This window comes from Archangium sp. (genome assembly GCF_036389735.1).
Taxonomy (GTDB): Bacteria; Myxococcota; Myxococcia; order Myxococcales; family Myxococcaceae; genus Archangium.
This window is the reverse complement of the sequence record NZ_DASVWK010000989.1, coordinates 1-14,887: the sequence shown is the minus strand read 5'-3', so window position 1 is coordinate 14,887 and position 14,887 is coordinate 1. Positions and strand designations below refer to the sequence as shown.

The 14,887-nt window shown below is 69.7% G+C and carries 12 protein-coding genes and 2 pseudogenes; all 14 read left to right on the top strand.

All coding sequences use genetic code 11. The features are described from left to right. Window positions 1–1,243: pseudogene (locus VF794_RS35220) on the top strand (DNA-directed RNA polymerase subunit beta'); the annotation flags it as partial. 310 nt (window positions 1,244–1,553) lie between these two features. Continuing rightward, a complete protein-coding gene (locus VF794_RS35215; RefSeq protein WP_331117505.1) occupies window positions 1,554–1,898 on the top strand; it encodes a hypothetical protein in 345 nt (114 codons plus the stop codon). Further along, window positions 1,895–2,641 carry a lytic transglycosylase domain-containing protein gene (locus VF794_RS35210; protein ID WP_331117504.1) on the top strand — a complete coding sequence of 249 codons (747 nt, stop codon included), beginning with the start codon at window positions 1,895–1,897 and terminating at the stop codon, window positions 2,639–2,641. Before VF794_RS35215 ends, VF794_RS35210 begins: the two co-directional genes overlap by 4 nt. A gap of 102 nt (window positions 2,642–2,743) precedes the next feature. Further along, a complete protein-coding gene (locus tag VF794_RS35205) occupies window positions 2,744–3,433 on the top strand; it encodes a hypothetical protein (protein WP_331117503.1) in 690 nt (229 codons plus the stop codon). A gap of 19 nt (window positions 3,434–3,452) precedes the next feature. Next, the gene (locus VF794_RS35200) at window positions 3,453–3,920 is read left to right on the top strand and encodes a social motility and stimulation tgl protein (protein ID WP_331117502.1); all 468 of its coding nucleotides are present in this window, start codon (window positions 3,453–3,455) and stop codon (window positions 3,918–3,920) included. Between the two features lie 31 nt (window positions 3,921–3,951). Further along, window positions 3,952–4,704: a social motility TPR repeat lipoprotein Tgl gene (gene tgl, locus VF794_RS35195; RefSeq protein WP_331117501.1), complete on the top strand. Its 753-nt coding sequence runs from the start codon at window positions 3,952–3,954 to the stop codon at window positions 4,702–4,704. A gap of 18 nt (window positions 4,705–4,722) precedes the next feature. After that, window positions 4,723–5,109 carry a helix-turn-helix transcriptional regulator gene (locus VF794_RS35190; protein WP_331117500.1) on the top strand — a complete coding sequence of 129 codons (387 nt, stop codon included), beginning with the start codon at window positions 4,723–4,725 and terminating at the stop codon, window positions 5,107–5,109. A gap of 8 nt (window positions 5,110–5,117) precedes the next feature. Continuing rightward, the gene (gene recO / locus VF794_RS35185) at window positions 5,118–5,852 is read left to right on the top strand and encodes a DNA repair protein RecO (RefSeq protein ID WP_331117499.1); all 735 of its coding nucleotides are present in this window, start codon (window positions 5,118–5,120) and stop codon (window positions 5,850–5,852) included. A gap of 2 nt (window positions 5,853–5,854) precedes the next feature. Next, on the top strand, window positions 5,855–6,874 hold the full coding sequence (locus tag VF794_RS35180) for a carbohydrate kinase (protein ID WP_331117498.1): 1,020 nt from the start codon (window positions 5,855–5,857) through the stop codon (window positions 6,872–6,874). A 46-nt stretch (window positions 6,875–6,920) separates the two neighbouring features. Then, the gene (locus VF794_RS35175; RefSeq protein ID WP_331117497.1) at window positions 6,921–9,008 is read left to right on the top strand and encodes a serine/threonine protein kinase; all 2,088 of its coding nucleotides are present in this window, start codon (window positions 6,921–6,923) and stop codon (window positions 9,006–9,008) included. A gap of 102 nt (window positions 9,009–9,110) precedes the next feature. Then, window positions 9,111–10,097, top strand: a complete 987-nt coding sequence (gene glyQ / locus VF794_RS35170) for a glycine--tRNA ligase subunit alpha (RefSeq protein WP_331117496.1) — start codon at window positions 9,111–9,113, stop codon at window positions 10,095–10,097. Next, window positions 10,087–12,186, top strand: coding sequence for a glycine--tRNA ligase subunit beta (gene glyS / locus VF794_RS35165; protein WP_331117495.1), 2,100 nt, complete (start codon window positions 10,087–10,089; stop codon window positions 12,184–12,186). The genes glyQ and glyS overlap by 11 nt, the downstream gene beginning before the upstream one ends. A 112-nt stretch (window positions 12,187–12,298) precedes the next feature. Then, window positions 12,299–13,705 carry a hypothetical protein gene (locus tag VF794_RS35160; protein WP_331117494.1) on the top strand — a complete coding sequence of 469 codons (1,407 nt, stop codon included), beginning with the start codon at window positions 12,299–12,301 and terminating at the stop codon, window positions 13,703–13,705. Next, window positions 13,702–14,887, top strand: a pseudogene (locus tag VF794_RS35155) (hypothetical protein); the annotation flags it as partial. The gene VF794_RS35160 and the pseudogene VF794_RS35155, both read left to right, overlap by 4 nt.

Below are 14,887 nucleotides of genomic sequence, written 5' to 3'. Positions count from 1 at the left end.
CGGCGCCCGCATCCTCGTGAAGGAGGGCCAGAAGCTCGAGGCCGGCGTCCTGCTGGCCGAGTGGGATCCGTTCGCCATTCCGCTGCTCACCGAGGTGGGCGGTGTCGTGCGCTTCGAGGACATCATCGAAGGCGTCACGATGAACGAGTCGCTGGACGAGGTGACCGGCCTCAGCCGCAAGACGGTCGTCGAGTCCAAGGACCCCGAGGCGCGTCCGCGCATCACCCTGCGCGACGAGGAGGGCAACACCAAGAACCTCATCTCCTCCAAGGCTCCGGCGAGCTACTTCCTCCCGCAGGGCTCCATCATCACCGTCAACGACGGCGATGAGATCCACGCGGGTGAGGTCATCGCCAAGGTTCCTCGCGAGACCACCAAGACCAAGGACATCACGGGCGGTCTGCCCCGCGTGGCCGAGCTGTTCGAGGCGCGCAAGCCCAAGGACGCCGCGGCCATCGCGGAGATCGACGGCGTGGTGTCCTTCGGCAAGGACACCAAGGGCAAGCGCAAGCTCATCCTCACCCCCGAGGTGAACGGTGAGCTGCGCACCGACCTGGCCAAGGAGTACCTGATCTCCAAGGGCAAGAACATCAGCGTGCACGCCGGCGACCGCGTCAAGGCCGGTGAGGCGCTGATGGACGGCTCGGCCAACCCGCACGACATCCTCAAGGTGCTCGGCGAGAAGGCGCTCGCGGGCTACCTCGTGGATGAGGTGCAGGAGGTCTACCGACTCCAGGGCGTGAAGATCAACGACAAGCACATCGAGGTGATCGTCCGGCAGATGCTCCGCCGCGTGCGCGTCACCGACGTGGGCGACACCACCTTCCTCGTCGACGAGCAGGTCGAGAAGTGGGTGTTCGAGGAGGAGAACGAGAAGGTCATGGCCGCCAGCCAGCGTCCCGCCGTCGGCGAGCCGTTGCTGCTCGGCATCACCAAGGCCTCGCTCTCCACCGAGTCGTTCATCTCGGCCTCCTCCTTCCAGGAGACCACCAAGGTGCTCACCGAGGCCGCCATCAACGGCAAGGTGGACTACCTGCGCGGCCTCAAGGAGAACGTCATCATGGGCCGGCTCATCCCCGCCGGCACGGGTCTCCCCAACTACAAGTACCTCGACATCGAGGTGGAGAGCCCCGCCGACGAGATCTCCGAGATGGAGGCCGCCCTGGCCGCCACCCACGGCGATGATCTCCCCCCGCCGTCGGCCAATGGGCCCGGTGGTCGCGCCGAGACCGGCGCCGCCTAGTGCGCGCGCTGGCCTGAAGGCCTGACGTTCGAAGTCCAAAAGCCGCCACTCCGGTCCTCCGGGGCGGCGGTTTTTCTTTCAGGGCTTCAATCTTCCACGGCTTGACGGGTGACGTAGGGATGCACTAATCCGAATCGTACCGTGGAGGTCGACCCGGAAGCAGACGGGCGAGCATCCAGCAGTGGACGTGGGAAGCAGGCGGGCGAGCGCGAGTGGCGTTTCCTTCAATCGGGGGGTGTGCTTACCTCGATTGTCCTTACCCCCCGCTTTCCGGGCCTTGGGTCCGGAGAGCCGTGCTGGAGAGCTTCAGATGGACAGACCAGAGAGCCCGCAGAAGCACCCCCTGGCGGAGACGTTCGAGCGGGTGTGGAGCCAGGCCTTGTTGGCCGTGTCCAACGCGGAGGAGGAGGCCGTGCGCTGTGTGCAGCGCGTGGCCGAGGTGGCGGGGTGGAGCCAGGAGGAGATGATCCGCCAGGCCCGACTGCTCACGGACCGGTTGACGGGTCACCGCAAGGACCTGGAGCACAATGTGGACGAGGGTGTGCGGCGCACCCTGGTGTCCCTGAAGGTTCCTCGCCGGGAGCAGATCCAGGACATCGAAGCGCGGCTGGCACGACTCGCCGAGCGCATCGACGCTCTGGGGCAGCGCAAGTGAGCGCGCCCCCCTCCGGCCCGAATGGGCAGCGCGGGGAGGGGTTGTTCCGGTGGCTGCACGCGCTGGGTGCCGGGTGTGGAAAGCTGCCCCTGGTGGCGGGGGTGGCCCTGGTGCTGTCCGCCCGCGCCGTGCCCCTGATCGCCCCTCCCGAGGCCCCTCGGGTGGTGGAGTCCTCGCGCTTCGAGGCGACTCCGCCCGACGCAGCCCTCATCGACGCGGTGCTGGCCAAGCGGGCCCCGGATCTGGGCCTCACCCTGCGCCGGCAGCTCGTCCACGCCATCGCCGAGGAGGCGGGGCGCGCGGGGTATGATCCGCTGCTGATCCTCGCCCTCATCGACGTGGAGTCGGACTTCACCGAGGAGGCCGTCTCCGAGAAGGGGGCCCGGGGGCTGATGCAGATCAAGCCCAGCACACTGCACTTCCTCGCGCAGAAGCAGGGCCTGCGGCTGTCCCCCGAGGAGGTGGCGTCGGATCCCTCCTTGGGGGTGCGCCTGGGCATCCGTTACCTGCGGGAGCTGCACGACCGCTTTGGCGACCTGGACATGGCCCTCATGGCCTACAACGCCGGCCCCACCCGTATCTGGCAGGCCAAGAAGGCCGGCGAGTTGGACACCTTCCGCCGCTACCCGCGGCTCGTCCGACGGGACTTCAGGCGGTTCCGGGAAGGGGAGGGCCTGGGGGGTGATTGGGCACTCGCCCAGCGGGAGACGCTCGAGAAGGCGCCCGAGGAGAAGGCGCCCTAGCGAGCGCCTGAATTTTCAGGCGGCCACCAGGGTCTCGGGTGTCGCGCGCTTGTCCACTCCCGGGCGGGTGCGCTATCGCTCTCTCTCCCGGAGGAGTCCCCCATGCGCCGCTCCATCCTCACCCTCACCCTGGCCCTGTTGCCGGCCTCGGCCCTCGCCGGTTCGGTGTTCCTCAACGGCGTCCGCATCGACGGCGTGACGAACCAGAAGTTCGAGAAGGTCTCCTCCGTCCGTCTCGACGAGCAGGGCAACGTCCACATCGAGGCGCCCGCCTACGCCGTCAAGACGGTGAACGCTCCGGCCCCCGCCCCCGCTCCGGCCCCGGTGGCCGCCCCGGCTCCCGCGCCCGCGCCCACCACGGCCCAGGCTCCCGCGCCCGTGGCGACCCCGGCTCCGGCCCCCGCGCCCGCCCCGACGGACACCGCTCCGGCGCGCATCACCCGGCGCTACTGGCTCGTGACGGAGCAGTCGGTGACGGGTATGGCGGAGTACGACATCGACCTGTACGTCAACTCCACCTGGGTACGGAAGCTGCGCAACAACGAGGAGCAGGTGATCGCGGACATCACCCGCTACCTCCAGCCGGGGAAGAACGCGGTGCTGTTCATGGCCCGCAAAGTGGCGGCCGGCTCGCGGCGGAGCGAGTCTCCCCAGCACGTGTTCAAGGTCATCATCGGCGAGGGCAACGAGGGCGGCGGCAACGTGATGATCGACAACCCGCTCCTCCGCTTCCAGCGCACCGCGGCGGACGGGCAGGACGTGTCCGAGGAGTTCACCCTCACCACGCGCTAGCGCGGGGGTCGCACCCAACGTGTTCTCCATCGACGAGAGATTCCGGGGCCTGCCGGCGAGCCGCGAGCAGGTCCTGTCGCTCCACCAGTCCATCAACTCGCCGCACCTGGCCATCCCGGGCAAGCCGGCGGGGCCCGCGCAGGCCTTCGTCCTGGGGCTGCGCGGCGCGGGCGGCTTCGCCGTCTTCATCTACCTCTACCTCGCCGAGGCCCAGGACTGCGCCGTGTACGTGCCCGGCCGTCGCAACGCGAGCGCAGAGGAGTACCAGCAGGACGAGGCCGATGCGCTCGCCTTCGTGGAGTCCATGGGCTTCATGATGGACAACGCCAACTTCCGAGGCCTGCCGCCTCCCAGCCAGGACGAGCTGTTGAAGACCCTGCCTGTCTTCTTGAAGGATCCCAAGCTCGTCCCGGGCCAGGGCAAGAGCCGCGCCGATGAGAAGCGCACGGCCTCGACGAACCTGGGCCGGCTCCTGGCCTCCTTCTGAACTTCCCCCACACGAGAAGAGACCCACCACCATGTTTCGCCGCCGTTTCCACTCCGCCTGGCTCCTCGCGCTCGCCCTGATGGGCTGCAAGCATGTTCCCACCGAGCAGGAGCGCCGCGGCGCCGAGCTCCGCTACGAGCTCGGGCTCCAGGCCCAGTTGGCTGGGAACGTGAAGGATGCGTACAAGGAGCTCCAGAAGGCGCTCGAGCTGGATCCGGACTACCCGGAGGCGCACAACGCCATCGCCATCCTCCTGCACGTGGCCTTCAACCGGCCGGAGGAGGCCGTGACGCACTACCGCAAGGCGCTGGAGCTGCGCCCGGGCTTCTCCGAGGTCCAGACGAACCTGGCCAACGTCTACCTGTCCCAGGCCCGCTACGACGAGGCCATCAAGCTGTATGAGCAGTCCCTCAACGACATGCTCTACCCCACGCCCTACATCGCCCAGGGCAACCTGGGCTGGGCCCTCTACAAGAAGGGCGAGACGGAGCGGGGGATCCAGACCATCAAGGCCTCGGTGACGACCAACCCCGGCTTCTGCATGGGCTACAAGAACCTGGGCATCATCTATCAGGAGACGGGCAACGTTTCCGAAGCGTGCCGCTCCTTCGGGCGTTATCGTGAGGCCTGCCCGGACGTCGCCGATGCCTACCTGCGTGAGGGGGCCTGCCAGGTGAAGATGGGCAAGCTGGAGGAGGCGCGGCAGAGCTTCACCTCCTGCGAGGCCAAGGCGAAGAGCCAGGTGCTCAAGGACGACTGCCGTCGGCTCCTCGAGGCCCTGTAACCCGAGAATCCCAACGCCGTGGACTACGTCGAATTCGGCAAATACCTCTCCCAGCAGCGCGAGCTGCGCGGCCTGTCCCGCGACGAGGTGTCGCGCGTGACGAAGATCTCCCCCAGCCTCATCTCCGCCTTGGAGGAGGGCCAGGTGGAGCGGTTGCCCTCGCGCGTCTTCGTCGTCAACTACGTGCGTGCCTACGCCCAGGTCATCGGGCTGGCCCCGGAGGAGGCCGTCCTCCGGTACGAAGAGGTGGACAAGGCGACCCCGGAGCCGAGCCCGGTGGTGCTGGAGCGCGAGCGGCGGCGGCGGGCCTGGTGGATCCTCGCCGGGGTGCTGGTGGTGCTCGGCGTGGGGGCGTACGTGGCCTTTGTGATGACCGGGAAGGGCCCCAACGCCCTCCCGCGTTGAAGGAGACCATGGAGCGTTTCGAAGATGAGGCGCTGGTCCTCTCCACCGTGGACTACGGGGAAGCCGACCGGCTGGTCACGCTCCTCACGCGCGATCACGGCAAGCTGACGGCCTTCGCGGCCGGGGCCCGCAAGAGCAAGCGGCGCTTCGCCGGCGCACTGGAGCCCTACATGCGGCTGCGTGTGCAACTGGTGGAGACGCGCGTCTCCACGGTGCGCCTGGACTCGGCCGACATCGTGGGTGGCTACTATGCAGCGCGCGAGGACCTGCCCCTCATCGCCCGCGCCCTCTACGCGGTGGAGCTGTGCCGCGAGCTGACGCGCGAGCACGAGCCGCAACCGGAGCTCTTCGCGCTGCTGGAGGCGTACCTGCACAAGCTGGACGCGAAGGAGGCCGGCCCCACCTCGCTGCTGGCCTTCGAGCTGGATGCCCTGGCCCAGGCCGGGTTGATGCCGCGCTTCGACTCGTGCGCGCTGTGTGGCGGCCCGCCCGGCGAGCGGCCTCGCTTCGATCAGGCCCATGGCGGCACGGTGTGCGAGTCGTGCTCGGGCCGGGCGCGTGACGCGGTGAACGTGCCGGCGGAGCTGCTGTCCGGGCTCCGCGCCATCCAGGAGGGCGCGCGGACGCCGCTGTCGGCGGACCTCCGGGCCCGAGCGCGTGCGGTCCTCAATGTCTTCATCTCCCACCACCTGGGCCGCCGCCTCAAGAGCGTGGACTTCATGGCCCAGGTCGGACTGGATTGACCATGGCAGGGCAGGACGGGGCTTCACCGCTCGACGTGGTGTGTGTAGGCGAGTCGCTCGTGGACTTCCTCCCGGCGGAGTCCGGCCAGCGGGTGCGCGACGTGACGACGTGGAAGCCGGCCATCGGCGGCTCCCTGGCCAACGTCTCCGTGGGCGTGGCGCGACTGGGCGGGCGCTCGGCCTATGTCGGCGTGGTGGGCGAGGACGAGTTCGGCCACTTCCTGCGCGAGCGCCTCGCCGCCGAGGGCGTGGACGTCAGCCACATGCGCCAGACGGCCGAGGCGAAGACGGGGCTGGTCTTCATCTCGATCGATGCGCGCGGCGAGCGCAGCTTCTCCTACTACCGCACGCGCTCGGCCGAGTTCCTCCTGGGGGAGCGGGACGTGCACCCCGCCTTCCTCGGACGCGCCCGGGTGGTGCACTGCGGGACGAACTCGCTGCACCTGCCCGAGGCCCGGGCGGCCATGCTTCGCATCGTGGACTCCGTGAGCGCCGCCGGCCGCATCTTGAGCTGCGACCCCAACCTCCGCCTCCATGCGTGGCAGGACCCGGAGGTGCTGCGAGAGGTGCTCGGCCGCCTGCTGCCGCGCTGCACGGTGGTCAAACTCTCGGACGAGGAGGTGGCCTTCGCCACCGGGCGGACGGACCCGGAGGAGGCGGTGCGGTTCCTGGCGGGGCAGGGCGTGACGCTGCCCGTGGTGACTCGGGGCGAGGCGGGCGCCGTCTTCCTCTGGCGGGACGAGCTGGTGCGGGTGCCGGCACCCCGGGTGCGCGTGGTGGACACCACCGGGGCAGGGGATGGCTTCACCTCGGCTTTCCTCCATGGGCTGAGCCGGCGGTACGCGGATGCCTCGGCGCTGGCGGGAGCCTCGCGCGAGGATCTGGAGGCACTGGCCACCTTCGCCTGCGCGGTGGGCTCCAAGGTGGTGGAGCACCTGGGCGCCGTGGCGGGCCTGCCCTCCCGGGACGAGGTGGCGGGCCTGATGCCCAGCTGGCTCCACCCGGATAACGCGACTTCCTGAGTCGCCGTTGTCGACCCGGTGCGACTGGCCGGGTAGAATCCGTTCGATGGCCAACCACGGGCCCCCGGGCGGCATGGGTGTCGATTACGACCGCGGACGTCGGATCGGCAAGTACGAGATCGTCACCCGTCTCTCGATGGGCGGGATGGCCGAGTTGTTCCTCGCCTTCACCACGGGACCCGGCGGCTTCCGCAAGTTCGTCGCGCTCAAGCAGATCCTCCCGGACGTCCAGAAGGACGACCACTTCGTCAAGATGTTCCTCGACGAGGCGCGCATCACCGCCGCCCTCGCCCACGCGAACATCGCCCAGGTCTTCGATCTCGGGGACCAGGACGGCGAGCTGTACCTCGCCATGGAGTTCCTGGCCGGGCAGAACCTGGAGCAGATCCACCAGGCCTCCCAGAAGCAGCAGCGCCCGCTGCCCCTGGGCTTCTCGGCCCGCGTGGTGCGCGATGCGTGCCTCGGGCTCCACTACGCGCACGCCTACACCGACCCCTCCGGCAAGCCCCGGCCGGTGGTGCACCGGGATGTGTCGCAGAAGAACGTGATGGTCACCTTCGACGGCCACGTGAAGGTGATCGACTTCGGCATCGCCAAGGCCAAGGGGCGGCTCGGCCGCACGCAGGTGGGCATGGTGAAGGGGACCACCGGCTACATGTCCCCCGAGCAGGCCCACGGCGCCGAACTCGATGGCCGCAGTGACCTGTTCTGCATGGGCATCATCCTGCACGAGCTGCTGTGCGGCCGCCGGCTGTTCACGGGCTCCCACGAGGGAGAGGTGATGCTGAAGATCGCCGAGGGGGAGGTGCCCTCGCCCATCAGCCTCAACCCGCGCGTGCCCCAGGCCCTGGCGGACGTGGTGATGCGTGCGCTGGCACGTGAGCCGCGGGGGCGCTTCGCCACGGGTCGTGAGATGGCCCGCGCCATCGAGGCCGCATGCGGGGCCGAGCTCTTCCACGAAGAGCAGCTGGCCGCGGTGATGCGGGAGCTCTTCGAGGACAAGATCCAGAAGACGCGCGCGCTGCTCGAGAGCGCGAACGGCCCCGAGAGCGAGGGCAATACCGGGCAGTTCGGCGCGGTGCCTGGGGGGGCTGTCACCGAGGAGGTCACGGCGCGGATACCCCGGGCTCCCGTCATCGCCGCCCCGGAGAGCAGGTCGCGCTCCGCGAAGCCCCCCTCGGGGCAGGTGACGCCCACGCCGAAGCCCGCGGGACGCCGGCCCACCGCCTCCCCAATCGACCCCGTGCCGACCGCCGCTCCCACGCGTGCGCCGTCCGCCAGGAGCGCCGCGCCCGTCCGCCCCGTGGCCGTCACTCCCGAGCCGGAGGAGGACGAGGACGATCCGCTCGACAAGACGCAGCCCGTCCGCCGGCCTCCCACCATCCGTCCGCCCCAGGTGCAGAAGCCCGAGGAGGAGGCGGAGATTACGGGCCCGAGCACGCTTCCCCTCCGGGCCGCCCTGGAGCGCCCGGAGGCTTCGCGTCAGGGCTCGGGGTGGGGCGGGAAGCTCTTCCTGTTGCTGCTGCTCGCGGCCATCGGTGGCGCCATCGCCTACCCGCCGACCCGGGCGATGCTGGCCCCCCTGTACGCCAGTGCCCTGAAGACCGTGAAGGGCGAGTTCTCGCCTCAGCCTCCCCCGTCGGAGCCGGTGCCGATTCCCCGGCCGGCCACACCGCCGCCGACCGTGACCGCCCAGGCCCCGGAGCCCACGCCCGAGCCCGTGGCTCCCGAGCCGGAGCCCACGCCGCCGCCCGAGCTCGAGGCCCCCAGGGCCGACGCGAAGCGGCCACGGAAGCAGGCCGCGGCCCCCAAGGCCGGGTCCGAGTCGAAGCCCGCCGCCGAGCCGGAGGTCGAGGGTGCGCCCGAGGTGATCGACATGCGCACCGTGAAGGGGGCGACGAAGGCGAAGATCGGCTGGCTCACGCTCTACACCTCGCCTCGCTCGGCGGTGTTCGACGGGGACAATCAGCTCGGCACCACCCCGCTGCGCAAGGTGCCGCTGCCCGCGGACACCTACCGGCTGAACGTGGTGGACCCGGACGGCGTCAATCACTGGCTCTCCGTGCCCATCAAGCCGGGTCAGGTGACCGAGATGTCCGTGCGGGTGTCCGACCTTCCGGTGGTGGAGAACTAGTCGAGAACGAGTCGTCAAGGCCGTCCTTGACGCTCCCGGACCCCATCACTAGGGTCCCGGGTCCTCTTTTTCGTCGCCCTCTCTCCGTGAAGGCGTCTCGCCATGTACTTCCAGGATCTGATCCTCACGCTCCAGAACCACTGGGCCAAGCAGGGCTGCATCATCGCCCAGCCCTATGATCTCGAGGTGGGTGCGGGCACCATGCACCCGTCCACCTTCCTCCGCGCCCTCGGCCCCGAGCCCTGGAACGTGGCCTACGTGCAGCCCTCGCGCCGGCCCGCGGATGGCCGTTTCGGCGAGAACCCCAACCGTCTGTTCCAGCACCACCAGTTCCAGGTCATCCTCAAGCCGGCGCCCAAGAACGTCCAGCAGCTCTACCTGGACTCCATCCGCGCCTTCGGCATCGATCCGCTCGAGCACGACATCCGCTTCGTCGAGGACGACTGGGAGTCGCCCACCCTGGGCGCCTGGGGCCTCGGCTGGGAGGTGTGGTGTGACGGGATGGAGATCACCCAGTTCACCTACTTCCAGCAGTGCGGTGGCTTCGAGTGCCGGCCCGTCGCGGCCGAGCTCACGTATGGCCTCGAGCGCATCGCCATGTACCTGCAGAATGTCGAGAACATCTACGACATCGAGTGGGTCAAGGGCGTGAAGTACCGCGAGGTCTTCCACGCCAACGAAGTGGAGATGAGCCGCTACGCCTTCCAGGAGTCGGACGCGCAGATGCTCTTCACGCTGTTCGACTCGTACGAGAAGGAATGCAAGCGCCTCATCGAGCGCGAGGTGCCGCTGCCGGCCTACGACTACGCGCTCAAGTGCTCGCACACCTTCAACCTGCTGGACGCGCGCGGGGCCATCTCGGTGACCGAGCGCGCCAACTTCATCAAGCGGGTGCGTGACAACGCGCGCCTGTGCGCCGAGGGCTACCTCAAGATGCGCGAGCGGCTCGGCTACCCGCTGCTCAAGACGCCCTGGACGGTGGGGGAGCAGCCCCCGGTGCTCGAGGGCAAGCCCGCCAGCGACTACTGGAAGACGGTGGTGATGAACAAGCCCGAGCAGGCCCAGGCGGAGGTGTCCCGTGGCAAGTGAGCTGCTCCTGGAGATCGGTGCCGAGGAGATTCCCGCCTCGTTCATCGTTCCCGCGCTGGAGGATCTCAAGCGCGTCATCACCGAGCGCGCCGCCGAGGCTCGGCTGAAGCACGGCGAGGTGCGCACCTACGGCACGCCGCGGCGGTTGGCGGTGTGGGTGAAGGACATCGGTGAGCGGGGCGAGGACATCACCCGCGAGGTGCTCGGCCCGAGCGCGAAGGCGGCCTTCGACAAGGACGGCAAGCCCACCAAGGCGGCGGAGAAGTTCGCCGAGAGCCAGAAGCTGTCGGTGGACGCGCTGCTGCGCATCCAGACGCCCAAGGGCGAGTACCTGGCCGCCAAGGTGGAGGAGAAGGGCCGCCCGGCGGCGGACCTCCTCAAGGACATCCTCCACACCGCGGTGCACGGCATCAACTTCCGCAAGACGATGCGGTGGGGTGACGTGGATCAGGCCTTCGCGCGCCCCGTGCAGTGGGTGGTGGCGCTGCTGGGCGGCGAGGTGCTGCCGGTGGTGCTCGGCGACGTGAAGAGCGGCCGGACGACGTACGGCCACCGCTTCCTGTCGCCCGGGGCCATCGAGATCTCCAAGCCCTCGGACTACGAGGCGGCCCTGGAGAAGGCCAACGTGATGCCGGACATCGCGAAGCGGCGCGCGCAGGTGCTGGAGAAGGTGCGCGCGGCGGCCACGCAGGCCGGCGGCAAGCTGATGGAGGATGACTCGCTCGTGGACCAGGTGACCAACCTGGTGGAGCAGCCCAACCCGGTGGTGGGCAGCTTCGAGGAGCGTCACCTGGAGCTGCCTCCCGAGGTGCTCGTGCAGGAGATGAAGAGCCACCAGCGCTACTTCTCGGTGCTGGACGCCAACGGCAAGCTGCTGCCGCGCTTCATCGCCGTGTCCAACACGCCGGTGCGCGACGTGAAGCTGTCCCTGCGCGGGTATGAGCGCGTGCTGCGCGCCCGCCTCGCCGATGGCCGCTTCTTCTTCGACGAGGACCGCAAGACGCCGCTGGCGGCCCGCACGGAGAAGCTGGCGCGCGTCGTGTGGCAGAACCAGCTCGGCAGCTACGCCGAGAAGGTGGAGCGCTTCCGCTCCCTGGGCGTGAAGCTGGCGGAGTGGACGGGCCACGGCGGCCACAAGGCCACCATCGAGCGCGCCTCCACCCTGGCCAAGGCGGACCTCGTCACCGGCATGGTGGGCGAGTTCCCCGAGCTCCAGGGCGTCATGGGCCGCGAGTACGCCCGCGCCAGCGGCGAGCCCGAGGCGGTGGCCCAGGCGATCTTCGAGCACTACCTGCCTCGCACCGCCGAGGACGCGCTGCCCACCCAGGAGTCGGGGGCCCTCATCGGCCTGGCGGACCGTCTGGACACGCTGTGCGGCATCTTCGCCATTGGCAAGGGCCCCACGGGCGCGGCGGACCCGTTCGCCCTCCGGCGCGCGTGCCTCGCCGTCATCCGCATCGTCCAGGGCCGGGGCTACCGCTTCTCCCTCGCCCAGGCGGTGGACGCGGCGCTGGAGCAGCTCGGGCCGAAGATCGCCAACGTCAAGCGCAAGGCCGGTGAGCCCGCGCCTCGCGAGCAGGTGCTCGAGTTCTTCCGGGGCCGCCTCAAGGCGCTGTGGACGGAGGAGTTCCGCACGGACGTGGTGGAGGCGGTACTGTCGGCCGGCTTCGACGACATGGTGGCCGCGCGCAAGCGGCTGGAGGCGCTCGGCGGCATCGTGGGCCGGGCGGACTTCGCGCCCCTGGCCGGTGCCTTCAAGCGCGTGGGCAACATCGTCGAGAAGCAGGGCAAGGACATCACCCGCGGCGAGGTCAATGCCCAGCGTCTCACCGACGACGCCGAGCGGGAGCTCCATGCCGCCTACGTCCAGGCCCGCTCCCGCGTGAGCGAGCTGGTGAAGTCCGACGACTTCTCCGGCGCCCTCAAGGAGATCACCGGCCTCAAGCCCACCGTGGACATCTTCTTCGACAAGGTGATGGTGATGGCCGAGGACCGGGAGCTGCGCGAGAACCGCATCCGGCTCCTCACGGAGATCGGCACGCTGTTCAACCAGGTGGCCGACTTCGCGAAGCTCCAGGCGGAGGCCTGACGCCGCCTGCCGGGTCGCCCACGGAGCAGGGGCGGATGCGGGATATGGAATAGCGGGGCGCCTTTGTAGTTGCCCGGGGGTGGGGTGGTTCCTACACTCCCCCCCCCTCCACATGCGCCCCCATTTCCTCAGTCTCGCGCTGCTCCTCGCCGCGTGTAACGAAACCGACCCACGGCCTCCGCCCACCAACCGCTTCGTGTACCCGAGCGGTCTCGTGCACCGGGTGTTGCCCGGTTCCACCAACGGTGTCCTCTATGTGGCGAGCGCCAATTTCGATCGGTGCTTCGATCAGGGCACCGTCATGGCGGTCGACCTGGATCAGGTGAGCGGCATCGACGGCAATCTGCCTGCCCTGGGGACGGCCCCCAGCGGCGATCCACTGCGGATCGATCAGCTCAACATCCCCGACTCCTCGCGCGTCTTCATCCAGAGCTACGCGGGCGAGATGGCCCTCTGGAACCGTCCGGATGGCTCGGCCCGGCTCTTCGTGCCCGCCCGCGCGGACGGTGACTTCCTTCATTACATCGACGTCACGGCGCCGACGGCGTTGTCCTGCGTGGGGGCCTCGGGGGGCAGCCGCGACTGCGTCGAGGGGGCGGTGTCGCTCTCCACGGAGGTGCCCGGGCAGGTGGCGGACCTGCCGCGCGCGCCCGCGCCCTTCGGCGTCGACGTCACCCCGGAGGGCAGGGTGTGGGTGACGCACGTGGACCCCGCGGACACGCCCGCTCGCTCGGGGACCGGCTTCGTCTCGTACGTGGTCAGCCTGAACGGCGAGACGCCAGGGCTCTCGACCGACAGCTTCGTCCCGCTGCAGACCTCCGAGGTGGTGGCCGTGGGGGGCAGCCACTCGGTGGATGCCACGGAGCGGTATGTGTTCGTCTCCGGCCGGGCCTCCAACCGGGTGCTCAACGCCAACAACCGGCGGTTCCTGTTGCGCTTGCTGGACACGGCCGAGGGCAGGCAGGGGCGGGTCATCGACCCCGGGTTGGATCTGGCCTTCGCCGCCCGGGACGCGCGAGGCTTCGCGCTGACCCCGGCCTCCACGACGCGGCCCCGGCGCCTGTACTTGGCCGTGCGCTCGCCGGACTCGCTGGTCGTCGTGGATGTGCAGGGCCTCGAGACGGACTCGCCCTCGCTGCGGCTGGTGGACTCGGTGCCCCTGCCGGACGGTCCCACCCAGGTGACGCTGGTGCCTCGCGGGCCGACGCGCAGCGAGCTGGTGGTGGTCTCGTGCTCCGCGTCCGGCGTGGTGGCCATCTATGACCCGGACGTGGGCCAGGTCGTGTCCCAGATCACGGTGGGGGAGGTGACGGGAGACAGGTCGCCCCAGCCGTTCGGCATCGCCGTGCAGCAGACGGGCAACGCGGCGCGCCTCTTCGTCAGCAACTTCGGAGACGGGCGCATCTCGGTCATCGACATCCCGGCGCTGGAGAGCCCACAGCTCGCCCGGCTGGTGGCCTATCTGGGGAGCCGTCAGGACGTGGAAGGGGTCAGCACGTGTCAGGAGGTAGAGCAGTGAAGCGCTTCATCGTGTCGCTGGTGGTGGTGGTCGGAGCGCTCCTGGCGGCCTGCACCGAGGAGCAGCAGAGCCTGCCCACGGCCGGGCTGTCCGGCACCTTCGATCTGGTCCTGGTGGCTGGAAAGCAGCTCTCGGACTCGGAGCGGGAGCCGGAGCTGCTGTTCGTCACCTCGGCGGATCGCGACGAGCTGCGCGTGCTGGAGCTCACGGACGACGCGACGAGGCGGGGCTACATCCGCGCCCCCAACCCCCTCTCTCCGCTCTCCGTCCCCGTGCTGCCGCGGCCCCAGGCGCTCACGCGCGACATGCGCTACGACCTGGGCGGCACTGGCACCGAGGTGGGAGGCTCCTACCTCTACGCGCGCAGCAACGGCTCGGCGAGCATCTCCGTGGTGGCCTCGGACCGCGCCTTCCTGCGCGAGGTGGTGCGGCTGAACGACCCCACGGCGCCCGGGGCGGGTCGCGAGCTGCCCAGGCAGCTCCTGTTGTCCACGGGCCCGGTGACGGCCTTCGCCGCCCGCGGCGCCGAGGACGGCTCGAGCACGCTCTACTACGCCACCCGGGAGGTGACCGGGGCCCGGCTGTGGGAGGTGCGGGTGCCGGCGCCGCAGGCGATCATCGACGGGACAGGCCGGGTGGAAGGGGCGGCGTTGAGCGTGGCGTTGCCCGAGAACATCGTCGTGAGCTCGCTCATCGTGCTGCCCCAGGCCGGGCAGCTCGCCGTGGCCACGCGGGCCCCGGTGGGCACCGCCGGCAAGAGCTACAAGGTGGACCTGCTGGGGAACACGCTGACGGAGCTGAACTTCGGAGGCTCCCAGGCGCTTCAGCTCGCCACCCATGAACGGGTGATGGGCACGAAGAAGGACGAGCAGGGGCAGGAGGTGCCGGACATGAAGCGGGAGGCGGGTGCGCTCATCTTCGGCATCCTCGACCCGTCCAGTTGCGGCGGTGTCCGGTTCCCGTGTCCCTCGGGCGTGCTGGCGGTGGACACCACCACGGGCGCGACGACGGAAGTGGCCAAGGATGTCACCGGCTTCCCCATGCTGCCCATCGGCTCGGGCTCCGGAGTGCCCATGGGGCTGACGCTGTCGACGAATACGAACCTCGCGCTGCCCGGCCGCCTGCCGCTGGTGGGCATCGTCCCGCTCTCCAGTGGAGAGATCCTCCTTTTCGATGCCCTGG